A 15,036-nucleotide genomic window follows, 5' to 3' on the forward strand; every position below is an offset into this window, starting at 1 on the left:
TCCTCTTCTGTTTATATATTTATGCCATATCTTCCTCTTTCACCAGAACCTCTCGTTCTATTTTGCTGAACACCTGATGCGTCATCCACATCACGAGATAACCCATAATACTTGCTCCGGCAAAAGTTAGAATTCCTGGGTACAAGCCTAGAATCAATGCAAAAAGCACGACAATGGCTACAAAAAGAACAAGCGTATATTGTAAATACGAAAATCCAATCACTATCGACATTTTGACCTTCAGTCTGATACCTTTCCAATCATAGTGAGCCAGTAGCGGGAAAATGTAGGCCAAAGAGATGAGATACAAAAAGGCTCCAATAAGCGTCACCACACGAACATACCAGGACGAGACATTGACTATATCCACGTAGAGTACGTAACCCACAAGGCTGTAAAGCCCGCCAATGATTGCTGCTTCTTTAAAGCTTTCTCTAAAGTAACGTACAAACGTCGAGAAAATGGCGACTTCCTCATTGCCCCGAATCCACTGCCTTAAAATACTAAGCATAGCGACGGTTGCAGGCCCAACACCTATAAAACCCAAGCCCAGAATCGTCGCAATCGTCCAAAGTAAGTTAAGGTAGACCAGACGCAACAAGCGCATGCACCATTTGTTCATGTTTTCTACAAACCGTACCATTATGCATCCTTCCCGTCGTCATTAGTAAACGCCGTCTTCACCAAATTTCTTGGCCAGTCGATTGGAGCCCATAATCAGGATTAAACCTACCACACCTTTAAAAAGTCCTACCGTCGTACTGAAACTTAATTGTCCATTCTTTAAGCCCGCAGTATAAATGTAGGTGTCAAAGATTTCGGCAACCTCGCGATTTAATGAGTTCAATAACAGATACATATGCTCAAAGCCCAAATCCAACGTGCTACCGATTTTCAAAATTAACAATGTAATAATGACTGGGCGGATCGCAGGCAAGGTAACGTGCCATGTCTTTCTCAGGCGTCCAGCTCCGTCCATCTCTGCTGCCTCATACAATTGCGTATCTACCACTGTAATCGCAGATAAATAAATGATGGTAGACCAGCCGAGTTCCTTCCAAATCACTTGCCCGATGTAGACGGTTCGCAGCCATTGGGGAGAAGTTAAGAAGCTGATCTTCTCACCGCCTAGCGCGGCAATCATTTCATTCAGCACCCCACCATCTACGGTTAGGAATACATAAGAAATCGAAACAATGATAACCCATGACATAAAGTGCGGGATGTAGATAATGGTTTGAATAATGTTTTTAAAAAACATCTTCCTAACCTCGTTCAGCATGAGTGCCAAAATGATGGGCAATGGAAAAAAGATTACAATGTTCAGCGCAAACAAAAACAGCGTATTGCGAAGCAGCATAAAAAACGTGGGCTCGGTAAATAAACGAATAAAATGCTTCATTCCTACCCATGGACTACCTGTGATTCCCTGAAAAGCTTGATAATCCTGAAATGCAATCACCAATCCTCCCATAGGAAAGTACTTAAAAATAATGAAGTACACCAGTCCGGGTAAAACCATTAAATAGAGCAACTTGTGTTTCTGCATTCGTAAAAGGCTTTCCGTCGTTCTTTTGTTCTTTTTCATTTTCATGTTTGGTGCGGGGACACTTGAAACTTTCATTAGTTCGACCTCCTTCAAACGTTCCTGTATACGTTTTCAAGAGTATGCGATTTTCGGCATTCCGCATATAATCATCAAATGATAGCGTTTACAAAACTGAGTGTGCAGCCTACTTTTCAACCTTATCACCTTAGCTAATGATTACAACACAACCTAATGAGCATCCGCTTATTTCCATGATTAGAGAACACCTCAAGATTTGATTATATACGGAATTCTTTCCTCTTGATAAAGTTGACATGTAAACGATTACGAGGAGGTCAACCACATTGACACAGCCATTACGAAAACAAAAATTACGAAAAAAAGAATCGCTAGGCAGCCGTATTTTCAACATTGTAAACAGTACACTATTGATTCTCATTGCCCTCACTTGTCTCTTACCTTTTTTGAATATCATCGCCAGCTCTTTTGCCTCAACCGAAGAAGTGATAGCCAAGAAGTTCATTTTATTCCCAGTTACTTTTTCCTTAGATGCCTACCGCTATATTCTGTCGACTCCCACCATTTTTAGAGGCCTTGGGGTTTCGGTCGGAGTAACGATCGTCGGTACAGTTGTAAGTATGATATTTACTGCTTTTATGGCTTATGGATTATCCCGAAGATATCTACTAGGCCGCAATACGATTAACTTCATTGTCGTGTTTTCTATGTTGTTTAGTGGGGGGATGATTCCGACATTCCTGGTTGTAAAAAGCATGGGGCTTATCAATTCGTACTGGTCCTTGATTCTTCCCGTGGCCATTAATGCGTTTAACCTGATTATCATGCGTAACTTTTTTCAAGCGCTGCCGGATGATCTGGAGGAATCAGCCAAGATGGACGGGTGCAACGATTTTGGTATCTTCTTTAAAATTATGTTGCCATTAGCCCTGCCTTCTATTGCAACCATCTCTCTATTCTACGCTGTTGCCTACTGGAATACGTATATGCACGCCATTCTCTATATCAATGATTCTGCCAAATGGCCGATTCAAGTCTTGCTACGACAAATTGTAATCGTTTCCAGTGGTATGCAGGCAGAAGGAACTGCTGTAGATGTCATCCCGCCTGCGCAGACGATTAAGATGGCGGTCATTGTCATTGCGACCGTTCCGATGTTAATCGTGTATCCATTTGTGCAAAAGCACTTTGTCAAAGGAGCTTTGTTAGGCGCGGTTAAAGGCTAATTGGCTTGCTTCATCTTTCGGTAAGCTCCCGGTGTAACCTGTTCCTTTTTCCGAAAAGAGCGGATAAAGTTTTGTGAATTATGATATTGCAGTCGCTCGGCGATTTCTTTAATCGTCATATCTGTCTCAACGAGCCACTTTTTGCCCATTTGTAAACGGTAGCCCATTAGATATTCACTAAACGTCGTTCCGTATTCTTTTTTGAAAATACTGCTTAAATAATTCGGATTGTAATGGAGTCGGTCTCCAATGAGTTCTAATGATAATTCCTGGTCATATTCAGCACGGATAATAGCAGCAATTTTCTCCGAGAGACAGCGGAATTGCTGGTTGGTCTTCTCCTTCATGCTTTTAACCATGGGGAAAATAACTTGCTCTATTAGCATACGTTCTATCTCTTCCGGGTTACGGATGTCCAGCAAACGATGATACAAGGCATGATTGTCTTGCGTCAGCAGCACTTCAATCCCTAATAGCTGCTCCAATTGGATGAGGTTATTCACAAACCGTACCAACAGCACTTCAAAGTTCATGGAATGATTATTTTTTATCATCATTTCCTCCAATAAAGAGTGCACGGTATGATATACCTGCTCTTCGTCCCCTATTCGGATGGCATCAAACAGTTTCGATTCCAATTCCGTAGGATAATGAAGCAGCACCGGACCTGAAATGACCATGGAAATATCTTCATAAAAAATAATCGACTCTTTGCCTAAATTTAAACGGTGATGCAAAGCTTGCTTGCTCATCTCACAGGCTTCTTTACTTTCTAATAAGTTATCATACACCGTACTAATGCCGATGCTGATGGATACATTCAAATACTCTTTTACGTTTCGAACTAAAAGGGTCGCATCATCTAGGACTTGCTTTCTCATTTCCTGTTCGCTCTTACCTGTCAAAATTAATATGGTGGCCTGAGTGTTATCGTTCAAAATGATGGGAAGCATTCGCTGCTGCTCTGGAATCGTTTCTTCTACGATTTTGTTAATAGCCAGCAGCAAAACGTCTTTATCCGAGGGATCTCGATCTCCCAGATTATCCAATTGGACTAACAAGGTAATATACATTTGATTCTCGATCTGCGGATAACCCAAGCGTGGCATTTTTCGTGCCAATTCCTCTGCAGAAATACGTTTGCGGAACAGGTTGAGAATCAATTGGGTTTCCAACTGTGGCATTTCGGACTGAATGAGACTTTCCAAGCTTTCCTTCTCGGTTACAATGTTGTCGATGGAATTAATAATCCATTCAATTTCATTTTTAGAAGGTTCATTTTTGAAAGCGAAATTAGGGTTTTTAGGCAAGCTTCGTTTTATTTGCTGAAATGGCTTGGTAAAGTAAATGGCAATGAAGTACGCCACCACCACCATTAAGAGCGTTAATACAAGTCCCATCATAATGATCCCAAATTTGGTCGTTTGAAAGGCATCCGCAATTTCTTTCTTATCCAATACCGTTAAGTAAGTCCAATTGTTATAGGCAGATTTGGCGTAAATGACTTGTCGTGCAGGCTGCTGATCCGTTTTCTCCAAAGTTAACATACCTGTGTTGTTCGGCTTCACTGTAGCTTCTGAAATGTGCTGAAGTTGCTGGGTGGACAATAATTGTTCAGCAGGCTGGGTTTCATACATTAAATCGCCTTGTTTATTCAAAATAAAAACAGCCATATGATCCTCGGTTTGAATCGTATGATTTAACGTTTGCAGCGAAATATCCGACAAAGCAATGGCTTGCTTCTTCTTAGAGAATACAGGCAAGGTATTCACAAAACGAATTCCTTTATCTGTTTTAACCCAGAATAGCCCCTTCTCTTGGTGGTCGATATAGGTACTAATCAGCTTTTCTCGTTCCGTTTTCGTCAAATAGGACAGGCTACCATTGGAGATTCTCCAATTCTGATCCAGACTGATTAGTGAATATTCCGTTCCTTCTAATCCCATCGTAGCAATATAATTGAGCTGAGTATTCACATTCCGATACGCTATAAAATCTTTTTCTGTAATGGGATTTTTCACAACATCATTAAAGGAACTGGTCGTGCTATACGTATTAAAAGCATATTCAATCGTTTGAATTTTCTGCTCCAGGCTATTTCTGATCTGTGCCATGTAGCTTTGCTTGGTATTGGAAACTCTCTCCACAACGGAGCTAATTGTTGTAAAATAGATGTAGCTGCCAAAACTGGCCACCAATCCTACTCCCAAAACCAGAATCGTAATAAAAATAGTGTAGAACATTCTTCCTTTTTTCATTGCGCTCCCCCTCTGGCTCTTTGCATCACAACAAAATTATAGCGCTTTCATAACAAGGTTTAAATCATTTTTTTCACGTGTGCATTATTTTTTACATCCGTATCATTCCAATTTAAGTCGATTTTGTTTGGTTTGCGGCAGTTAAAAAGAATTTTGGAGGAGTTACTTATGTTACATGTTGTTAGTCCTAAAGAACCGATTATAAAAGAAGAATTTCCGTCAGACACTTCTTTTCTCTTCCTATATCCCGTAGCAGTTCGTGAAGCTCGTCCTTTTATATTGGTATTACCTGGCGGTGGCTACGAGCATTTGGCCTCACATGAAGGAGAGCCTATAGCCCGGTGGTTGAATGATCTAGGTATTCATGCGGGTGTGCTGGAGTATCAAGTCGGCGATTTCGAGATTACTTCTTTGTTGGAGGATGTAGAACATGCTCTGCAATGGATTCGCCAAACACCGCATGACTGGCTAGTCATTCCTGATCAAGTGGGACTCATCGGTTTTTCAGCAGGCGGTCACTTGGCCTCCATAGTCTCCACTATAGGGGCAGTAAAGCCAGATCTTCTGTTGTTGGGATACCCTGTAATTTCATTTCATGAGCCTTATACACATATCGGAAGCCGCACACATTTTTTAGGGGAAGAGCCGACGCTGGAGCAGGTTCAAGCCTTTTCATCCGATCAGCAAGTAACTTCACAGACACCTCAAACTTTGATGTGGACTACAGCTAATGATGGCGCTGTACCAGTAGAAAATAGTCTGTTGTTCGCTTTTTCATTATCCAGAGAACATATTCCGTTTGAACTGCATGTATTTGAGGAAGGGCGACACGGCTTGGGACTGTCAGAGGACAATCATGAATGTCATCAATGGCTTGATCTGGCGGAAACCTGGCTTCAAAAACATGGATATGCTCAGGCAAGGCAACAGATGACAACTCGACTGTTTATCGCCGGGGACTCCACTGCAGCTCAAAAAGGGGCTACCGAAAAACCGATGACAGGCTGGGGTGAACACTTGCAAAGCTACTTGGCACCGTCTGTTCATGTGGACAATCGTGCTGTCAATGGACGAAGCACCAAATCTTTTATAGCAGAAGGCCGGTTAGCTGATATTGAAAAAGATATTCAAGCTGGAGATTATCTGTTTATTCAATTTGGACACAACGATGAGAAACAAGAAGACCCCACTCGCTATACCGATCCTGATGGAGAGTATCGTCAAAACTTAATTCAATACATTCAGTCCGCTCGGGAGCGTGGTGGAATTCCAGTGCTATTGACCTCTGTAAGCCGCCGCAGGTTCACCGCAGACGGTGAACCTGATCCGTTGGCTGTAGGAGCCTATCCTGCTGCCATGAGAAAAGTAGCCGCGGAAACCAAGACACCCCTGCTCGATATTTTTGAAGCTTCTCAGCAGCTTTATCGTTCAATGGGTGAAAAAGAGTCACAGCAGCTATTTATGCATTTGCCTGAAAAAGCGCATCCTAATTACCCCGCTGGTGTAACAGATAATACCCATTTTTCTGACGAAGGAGCCAAACAGGTCGCCCAGCTTGTAGCGGAAGCAATTCGTCATTGTGCGGAACTGTCTGCATTAAAACAGCGTATCGTAGAAAGGAATCTAGACAGCGATGAGAAGCTTGCACACCAACTTGTAAACTGATATCAAGAACTAAATAGATACAAACACAAAACGGACTTGGAGCTAATCACTCTGACGTCCGTTTTTTATTCCGTGTGGATCAAAGACTATACAGATAGGAGAATAGTTCAAAAGTACAGTAAAGACTTATTGGGAGTATTATCGTCCCTAGCGCGTCCGCATCTGTAGGCCCTTCTCCGGTAATTACGCCTGTCGTAGAAGTTAACGGAGTATACTACAGAACGGCTACGTTGCCACGTAATTATTCCTATGCGTTGTCAAATTACCCAGGGGATACTTATAAAGTGGCGAGCGGAAATGTCACCGTCTCCGCTTCCGGGGTGGTAACCACCACTACTGCAACGAATGCAAGAGTTGAGATTTACGGCGGCAACGGTAAATTGAGAATGGTATACACTGTTAAGGTATCTTAAGATAAAAACGGTAAAAATAGCACTGTCCGTTTATTGGGGCAGTGCTATTTTTATGGACGGGCTGATGTCAACCCATTCTCATAGCTATTCAATGTCCTGTTCTTTGAACTCTAAAGATCATGTTTAAACCGAATCCAATTAAAACGAAGCCCGTAGCTTTATCAATAACATTTTGTACTCTCGGAGACATTAACCATTTCCTTACATAACTCAACAATAATACGATTGTGGCAAACCAAACAATGGAAACTGCTGCACAAAGTAAAAAATGAAGGCTTGATTGTAGCCAGGCATAATAAATTTCGGTAAAAACGTGAGAAAAAATAGTGAAATTAGTTATTTGTAAATATTTATAGAAAAATAGATCTAGTTCTGATAGACTATTGCTACTATATTTTTATGCTGGAGGATATTGGGTTCATGAAAAATAAAGCTTTTTTCTCTCTTTTGTGTGCTTTTATTATTTTTATAATGGGATTAACAGCATGTGGAGTATCATCAAGTAAAGATCATTCATTATTATCTAAAGAAGAATTTGAACAAATGTACGTCAATGCTGATCAGTTTGAAGACCGCTCTATTGATTTTTATGGACAAATCACTAATGGTCCTAAGGAGGATAGAGATGGGATTTATGTTCAAGTAAATGCTGATCCGAAAAATAATGAAAAAAACACTTTTGTCTACGGCAATAGTTTTTCCAGCTTCTCTAATGCAAAAGAGAATGATTTTATCCACGTAACCGGTACTGTCATTGATAAATATCGCTATAGAACGACCTACGGCACCTACACCTCAGCTCCTGCCATCTCGGCAAATAAAATAGAAAAATCTATGTTTATTGATCCTACATTGAGCACTATAGAAGTAAATAAGTCAATAAAACAAAAGGGCTATATCATGACTCTTCAAAAAGTCGAGTTTGCTGAAGAGGAAACACGGATTTATATGGCAATCGAAAACAAATCTAAAAACACGATAAATTATTATGACTTTTATACTAAATTGGTTCAAGGAAACAAACAATACGAACCAACGACTGATAGTGTAAGTTATACTTATCCTGCGTTACAGTCTGAAATACTACCTGGTATGAAGACAGAAGGAATTCTGACATTCTCAAAAGTTGACTCTTCTACGGACTTAACCTTAATTGCAAAGGGGTCTGCGGAGGATTTTTCCATTGAATATAATCCGTTCAAGTTTAAAATCTCAAAAAAATAGCCTTTTGGGAGCTTCTCCTAGCCTATAGATTGCATCCCCTAGAATAGATATTGATCAACACTGGGTAGTTTAATATATTCTAAGGGGGCATTCTTCATGGCAATGAAAGATTAAAAAAATTAAATCACATTTAGAAAAAGTGAAGAAAGAGAAGGTTCGCTGCAAATTATAATCGCTCCCTAATAAAGGGGCTATTCCCCTCCATTTTCTCACCCTCTATAAACAACAAAAAAACCCTTGCTACGCAAGGGTTTTTGAGGAAATGGGCCCTGAGGGACTCGAACCCCCGACCAATCGGTTATGAGCCGACCGCTCTAACCAACTGAGCTAAGGGCCCTCAAAAAAATTTGTATATTCACGTTACATATTCATAACAGCAACGTTAATTAATATACAACATTTTCTTGTGTTTCGTCAATAGTCTTTCGAAAATTTTCTTTTATAAAATTATTTTTATGGACTTACGGAATAAATCGGACACCATAACGACCTTTGCGCGAGCGGTACACCTCCACTGCGCGGGGATCATTGTAGCCATACATCCAGCCGTCGTGCTCCAACCTTTTTGCCAGACATCCTGCCTGAAATTTAGTCGTGTACAGTCTGCCATAGTAAATCCAATACATCCGAGCTCCCTCTTTTCACATGATGGTAGGAGTAGTGTAACCGGATCGAATTCGATTTACACGGCCCGAGCCATAACAATCTACAATAGTTAACAACGAGTACGAATCGTTCTAATCATTAGCTCTGTTGTCCCCTATAGCTCATCTTATTTGCCAAAGGAAGCCGGGTCCTGACGCCAAGAACGCAGCAGTTCCATCTCTTCTTCCTGAATGGTTCCTTCACGCAAGGCAACATTCATCAGAGCTGTATAATTGGACAAGCTTTGCAGCTCCACACCTGCTTCTTCAAAAGCTTGAGTCGCTTTGTCTAGCTGGTAGCTGAAAATGGCTAGTACCGCTAACGGCTGAGCGCCTGCTTGTGCTACAGCCTGTGCTGCTTTAATGGAGCTGCCTCCTGTAGAAATGAGATCCTCGATGACCATAACCTTTTGTCCTGGGCTGATGCGGCCTTCAATTTGGTTCTCTTTCCCATGTCCTTTAGCTTTGTCCCTTACATAGGCCATTGGCAGATTTAGCTTTTGCGCCACCCAGGCCGCATGAGGAATCCCTGCTGTAGCTGTCCCTGCAATGACTTCGGTTTCGGGATATTGCTCACGAATGAGGGCAGCAAATGAGTCTGCGATCAGCTCGCGTACCTCCGGGTAGGACATGGTCAGGCGATTGTCGCAGTAAATTGGCGATTTAATGCCCGATGTCCATGTAAAAGGCTGCTGCGGGCGCAATGCCACCGCCTGAATACGTAACAGATGGGATGCAATTTGCTCGGGTATACTATTCAATGTAGTCATACTTGTATCATCTCCTCAATAATGTGTTCCGCTGCGGCGCGTGGGTCTGCTGCTGCGGTGATAGGACGTCCAACGACAATGTAGCTGCTGCCTTGGTCAATGGCTTGTCCAGGAGTAAGCACACGTGATTGATCGCCTGTAGCACTACCTGCCGGGCGTATGCCAGGGGTTATCGTCTTAAATTCTGCTCCACACACAGCACGAATGGCAGGCACTTCCAAAGGGGATGCTACCACACCATCCAGTCCCGCCTCACGGGTCAGTTGTGCGTAACGAACCACTGCATCCTGTACCGTACCAGGAATACCTAACTCCTTATTCATGGTCATCTGATCCGTGCTGGTCAGCTGTGTGACTGCAATAATGAGCGGCATGGAAAGCGAGCTGTCTGCCGAAATAGCTGCTTCTGCACCAGCTTTAGCGGCTGACATCATATTAACGCCCCCAGCAGCATGTACGTTGAACATATCCACACCTAGGCGTGTAATGCTCTCTGCCCCTCCCCGCACCGTGTTAGGGATATCATGCATTTTCAAATCCAGAAATACGGAGTATCCTCTGGACTTTAGCTGTTCTACAAAAGCTGGCCCTGCACTATAAAACAGTTGCATACCTACTTTTATATAACAAGGAATCCCCTCTAGCTGCCGAATTAACTGCTCAGCCTGTTGTGCATTGGGATAATCTAACGCAACCATCAGCCGTCCTGCCATCTGCTGAAATGCTCCATTCACCGTTCTACATCCCCTTTTCACGTCAATTCGGGTACATTTGCCCGTGATAAAGGACATCCGTCAGCCGAAGCTGATGAATGTCCTTCCCTGTGCTACTTATTTCCTCACATCTATTCGTAACGCATTATTTGCTCAGGACTGGCATGGATTCGGATGTGAAATTGATTGTTTCCAGCATTCTTAGCAAAGCGCGTACTGTATCCAATGAGGTCATGCAGACGATGCCATTCTCAACTGCTTCACGGCGGATACGGAATCCATCACGCTCTGGCGTTTTGCCTTTGGTCAGCGTATTGAAGACAAAGTTGGCTTCACCCGTACGGATCATATCCAGGATGTTCGGGTTCCCTTCGCTCAGCTTATTGATCGTGTTCACTGGAATGTTGGCTTGCTCCATAGCAGCCGCTGTTCCACCTGTTGCAATAATTTTATAGCCCAGTCTGTAAAAGCCCTGCATCAACTCGACAGCTTCTTCCTTGTCCTTATCCGCCACTGTAATGATGATCGCCCCAGTGGATGGAATTTTCATACCAGCCCCCACAAGTCCTTTGTACAGGGCTTTGGCATACTGAATGTCGCGTCCCATAACTTCACCTGTGGATTTCATTTCCGGGCCCAGCGTCGGCTCTACACGGCGTAGTTTGGCAAAGGAGAATACCGGAACCTTAACCGAGACATAATTACTTTCAGGCCATAGACCTTCTGAATAACCTGCATCTTTAAGCTTACCGCCCAAAATAGCCTGTGTAGCCAGATTCGCCATTGGGATATTTGTTACTTTACTCAAGAAAGGAACTGTCCGCGAGGAGCGAGGATTAACCTCGATCACGTACACCTCGTCTTGATGAATAACAAACTGGATATTTACCAGACCGATCGTTTTCAATTCCTTAGCGATGCTGATTGTAATTTCCACAATTTTTTGTTTCAACTCGGCAGACAAGTGCTGTGGTGGATACACCGCGATAGAGTCACCTGAGTGAACCCCGGCCCGTTCTACATGCTCCATAATGCCTGGTACCAATACTGTCTCGCCGTCGCAGATGGCGTCGACCTCAACTTCTTTACCCAGCATATAACGGTCGATGAGCACCGGATGCTCTGGATTGATTTTAACCGCTTCTTCCATGTACCGCAGCAATTCCGTATCTGAGTACACGATTTCCATAGCGCGCCCGCCCAAAACGTAGGATGGTCGTACCAGGACCGGATAGCCTAGCGCCTGTGCGGTTCCTACTGCTTCATCTACCGATGTGACCGTGTTGCCTTTAGGCTGTGCGATAGCCAGACGAGACAAAAGTTGCTCGAACTTTTTCCGGTCTTCCGCTTCATCAATACTTTCCAGACTCGTACCCAAAATATTCACGCCTGCCGCACTCAGCGGAGCTGCGAGATTAATGGCCGTTTGACCACCGAACTGGACGATAACCCCAATCGGTTTTTCCTGCTCGATGACATTCATGACATCTTCGAAGAAGAGCGGTTCAAAGTAGAGGCGGTCGGATGTGTTAAAGTCCGTAGATACCGTCTCCGGGTTGTTATTGATAATCACTGCTTCGTAGCCCGCTTTTTGAATAGCCCATACCGCATGTACGGTGGAGTAATCAAATTCAATCCCTTGCCCGATCCGAATCGGTCCAGAGCCGAGTACGATAACTTTCTCTTTGCTAGATGGAATTACTTCATTTTCCACCTCGTAAGAGGAGTAGTAGTACGGAGTTGTGGCTTCAAACTCGGCTGCGCACGTATCTACCATTTTGTAGACCGGACGCAGGTTTTGAGCTAGACGGAATTCACGTACCTCACGCTCGGTTATCATACTGTCGTTTTGGCCCATACTGCGAATCTCGGCGATCGAGCGGTCAGTAAAACCTTTACGTTTGGCCTGATAGAGTGTTTCGGAGGTCAGCTCAGACTCTCCAGCGATGATGGCTTCGAACTTGACGATTCCCTCTACCTTATCGAGGAACCACCAGTCAATTTTCGTCAAATCTTGAATCTCCTGCTGCTGCCAGCCGCGACGGAACGCCTCGGCTACCAAGAACAACCGCTCATCATCTGCTTTAATCAGGCGATCCTGGAGTACGTCATCAGACAGCTGTTCGGCTCCCTTAAGATGCAGACGGTGTACACCGATTTCCAACGACCGTACCGCTTTATGGATGGATTCCTCGAATGTGCGTCCGATGGCCATGACTTCACCCGTTGCTTTCATTTGCGTGCCCAGCTTGCGGTTGGCAGAAATGAATTTGTCAAATGGCCAGCGTGGTATTTTGCTCACGATGTAATCCAGTGTTGGCTCAAAGCAAGCATACGTTTGTCCCGTTACCGGATTCACAATTTCATCCAACGTGTAGCCCAGTGCGATTTTGGCAGCCATTTTAGCAATCGGATATCCGGTTGCCTTGGAAGCCAGTGCCGAGGAGCGACTTACGCGCGGGTTTACTTCAATTACATAGTATTGATAGCTGTGCGGATCAAGCGCAAACTGTACATTACAGCCGCCTTCGATATTGAGGGCGCGGATAATTTTCAGAGAAGCGGAGCGCAGCATCTGGTATTCGCGATCTGACAGCGTCTGACTCGGAGCTACGACGATACTGTCGCCAGTATGCACGCCGACTGGATCAAAGTTCTCCATATTACAGACAACGATGCAGTTATCATTGCCGTCACGCATGACCTCATATTCGACTTCCTTCATACCTGCGATACTCTTTTCCACCAAACATTGTCCGATTGGACTGTATCTTAAGCCAGAGCTGACGGTTTCACGCAGTTCTTCTTCTGTGGAACAGATACCACCGCCTGTTCCCCCTAGCGTATAAGCCGGGCGAACGATAATTGGATAACCGATTTCGTTGGCAAATTCTAACGATTCTTCCAAGGTTGTTACAATTACACTCTCCGGTACAGGTTGTTCCAACTCGCGCATCAAATCACGGAACAGATCACGATCTTCGGCTTTTTCTATCGAATTCAGTTGAGTTCCCAGTAGCTTGACGTTTTCACGCTCCAGCACTCCGGCGCGAGCCAGTTCCACTGCCATATTCAGACCTGTCTGTCCTCCCAGCGTAGGAAGCAGCCCATCTGGACGCTCTTGACGGATAATCTGTGTTACAAAATCAAGTGTAATCGGCTCGATGTATACTTTGTCTGCCATGTTGGTGTCTGTCATGATGGTTGCCGGATTACTGTTGATCAGTACTACCTCGACGCCTTCTTCTTTGAGCGCTTGACAAGCTTGTGTACCAGCGTAATCAAATTCTGCTGCCTGACCAATGACGATAGGACCGGAACCGATCACAAGTATTTTTTTAAGTTCTGTATTTTTCGGCATATTAGCGCTCTCCTCTCACTGCGGCGGCGATAGCAGCCTGACGCGGTTGCTTTGGATGATTTCTTTTGTGCTCACGGATCATGTCCAGAAAGCGGTCAAACAGGTAGCCATTATCGTAAGGTCCTGGTGCAGCCTCTGGATGATATTGCACCGAAAACGCGGGATACTTGGTATGTTTAAGACCTTCAATCGTTTTATCGTTGTTATTAATATGTGTCACTTCAAGCTCAGTACCTTGGATCGAATCCTCATTCACCGTGTAGCCGTGATTTTGTGATGTGATAAAGCAGCGTCCGCTCTCCAGTTCTTTCACCGGATGGTTACCACCGCGATGTCCGAATTTCAGCTTTTCCGTATCCGCTCCCGAAGCTAAAGCGAACAACTGGTGTCCCAAGCAAATTCCGAAAATCGGATATTCCCCTAACAGTTCAGCTACCGTACGAACGGCATGGGGTACGTCTTTTGGATCTCCAGGGCCGTTAGACAGCTGGATACCGTCCGGGTCCAAGCGACGAATTTCCTCAGCCGTCGTATCATGTGGAACGACAACTACATCGCAGTCCCGTTTGTTCAGTTCGCGCAAAATGCCGCTTTTGGCACCGTAGTCAATCAATACGATCCGCTCTCCGTTGCCAGGACTGCTGTACGGATGAGGTGTGGAAGTCATAGGAACCTGATTGCGCAGTTCTTCAATGGTCAAGTCAGACATCATTTCTTTCAGTTCTTCCAGCGGCTGGGAACCAGTCGTCAAAATGCCCTTCATCGTGCCGTGATGGCGAATAATCCGGGTAAGCATGCGGGTGTCGATGTCGCTAATGCCAATGATGCCATATTCCTTCAGCAAATCGCCCACGCTGTATTGAGCACGCCAGTTACTTGGCGCTGGCTCGTAATGTCTAACAGCAAAGCCATGGACATAAGGCCGTACCGATTCAAAGTCATCACGAGTAATTCCATAGTTGCCAATCAGCGGGTAAGTCATCGTTACGATTTGTCCGCAGTAAGAGGGATCAGTAAGCACCTCTTGATAGCCTGTAATCCCTGTGTTGAAAACGACCTCGCCTGTTTTATCACCTTCCGCACCAAATGATGTGCCTGTAAACAGCGTGCCGTCCTGAAGTAACAATCTTGCCTGCATCCCGTCTCACTCCTCTATATTGTTTCCTGCTATAAGGTTCTATTTTTTTTAGTGGTT

12 protein-coding genes and 1 tRNA gene are annotated in these 15,036 nt (G+C 44.2%); 4 read left to right on the top strand and 9 right to left on the bottom strand.

Features of this window, described 5'->3' with window-relative positions; all coding sequences use genetic code 11:
• Positions 1–19 precede the first annotated feature (19 nt).
• Entirely contained in the window at positions 20–643 is a 624-nt protein-coding gene (locus AOU00_RS03760; RefSeq protein ID WP_069289969.1) for a YesL family protein, read from the bottom strand.
• Between the two features lie 21 nt (positions 644–664).
• Positions 665–1,624, bottom strand: a complete 960-nt coding sequence (locus tag AOU00_RS03765; RefSeq protein ID WP_069289970.1) for an ABC transporter permease — start codon at positions 1,622–1,624, stop codon at positions 665–667.
• A gap of 269 nt (positions 1,625–1,893) precedes the next feature.
• Between AOU00_RS03765 and AOU00_RS03770 the strand changes: the two genes are divergently transcribed.
• A complete protein-coding gene (locus AOU00_RS03770) occupies positions 1,894–2,793 on the top strand; it encodes a carbohydrate ABC transporter permease (RefSeq protein WP_013311057.1) in 900 nt (299 codons plus the stop codon).
• Here the strand turns inward: AOU00_RS03770 and AOU00_RS03775 are convergent.
• On the bottom strand, positions 2,790–5,051 hold the full coding sequence (locus AOU00_RS03775; RefSeq protein ID WP_069289971.1) for a helix-turn-helix domain-containing protein: 2,262 nt from the start codon (positions 5,049–5,051) through the stop codon (positions 2,790–2,792). The two genes, AOU00_RS03770 and AOU00_RS03775, sit on opposite strands and share 4 nt — an antisense overlap.
• Positions 5,052–5,219: 168 nt before the next feature.
• Here AOU00_RS03775 and AOU00_RS03780 point away from each other — a divergent pair, with 168 nt between their 5' ends.
• From AOU00_RS03780 to AOU00_RS03785, 3 genes are all read left to right on the top strand, one after another.
• Positions 5,220–6,716 (top strand): GDSL-type esterase/lipase family protein, encoded by a 1,497-nt coding sequence (locus AOU00_RS03780; RefSeq protein WP_069289972.1) that lies wholly within the window; start codon positions 5,220–5,222, stop codon positions 6,714–6,716.
• Between the two features lie 284 nt (positions 6,717–7,000).
• Positions 7,001–7,129, top strand: a complete 129-nt coding sequence (locus AOU00_RS27440) for a hypothetical protein (protein WP_257785365.1) — start codon at positions 7,001–7,003, stop codon at positions 7,127–7,129.
• A gap of 420 nt (positions 7,130–7,549) precedes the next feature.
• Positions 7,550–8,353, top strand: coding sequence for a DUF4352 domain-containing protein (locus AOU00_RS03785; RefSeq protein WP_069289973.1), 804 nt, complete (start codon positions 7,550–7,552; stop codon positions 8,351–8,353).
• 263 nt (positions 8,354–8,616) lie between these two features.
• On the opposite strand, the gene AOU00_RS03790 is transcribed toward AOU00_RS03785, so the two are convergent.
• The 6 genes from AOU00_RS03790 to carA form a co-directional block, all read right to left on the bottom strand.
• Positions 8,617–8,690: transfer RNA gene (locus AOU00_RS03790), tRNA-Ile, on the bottom strand.
• 124 nt (positions 8,691–8,814) lie between these two features.
• The gene (locus tag AOU00_RS26525; RefSeq protein ID WP_014282411.1) at positions 8,815–8,979 is read right to left on the bottom strand and encodes a hypothetical protein; all 165 of its coding nucleotides are present in this window, start codon (positions 8,977–8,979) and stop codon (positions 8,815–8,817) included.
• Positions 8,980–9,125: 146 nt separating this feature from the next.
• Entirely contained in the window at positions 9,126–9,767 is a 642-nt protein-coding gene (gene pyrE, locus AOU00_RS03795) for an orotate phosphoribosyltransferase (RefSeq protein ID WP_061828494.1), read from the bottom strand.
• The gene (gene pyrF / locus AOU00_RS03800) at positions 9,764–10,558 is read right to left on the bottom strand and encodes an orotidine-5'-phosphate decarboxylase (RefSeq protein ID WP_081112405.1); all 795 of its coding nucleotides are present in this window, start codon (positions 10,556–10,558) and stop codon (positions 9,764–9,766) included. The genes pyrE and pyrF overlap by 4 nt, the downstream gene beginning before the upstream one ends.
• A 67-nt stretch (positions 10,559–10,625) precedes the next feature.
• Positions 10,626–13,841 (bottom strand): carbamoyl-phosphate synthase large subunit, encoded by a 3,216-nt coding sequence (gene carB, locus AOU00_RS03805; protein ID WP_061828496.1) that lies wholly within the window; start codon positions 13,839–13,841, stop codon positions 10,626–10,628.
• A gap of 1 nt (position 13,842) precedes the next feature.
• Positions 13,843–14,979: a glutamine-hydrolyzing carbamoyl-phosphate synthase small subunit gene (gene carA, locus AOU00_RS03810; protein ID WP_025718621.1), complete on the bottom strand. Its 1,137-nt coding sequence runs from the start codon at positions 14,977–14,979 to the stop codon at positions 13,843–13,845.
• Positions 14,980–15,036 lie beyond the last annotated feature (57 nt).

This window comes from Paenibacillus polymyxa (assembly GCF_001719045.1).
In the GTDB taxonomy this organism is placed as follows: Bacteria; Bacillota; Bacilli; order Paenibacillales; family Paenibacillaceae; genus Paenibacillus; species Paenibacillus polymyxa_B.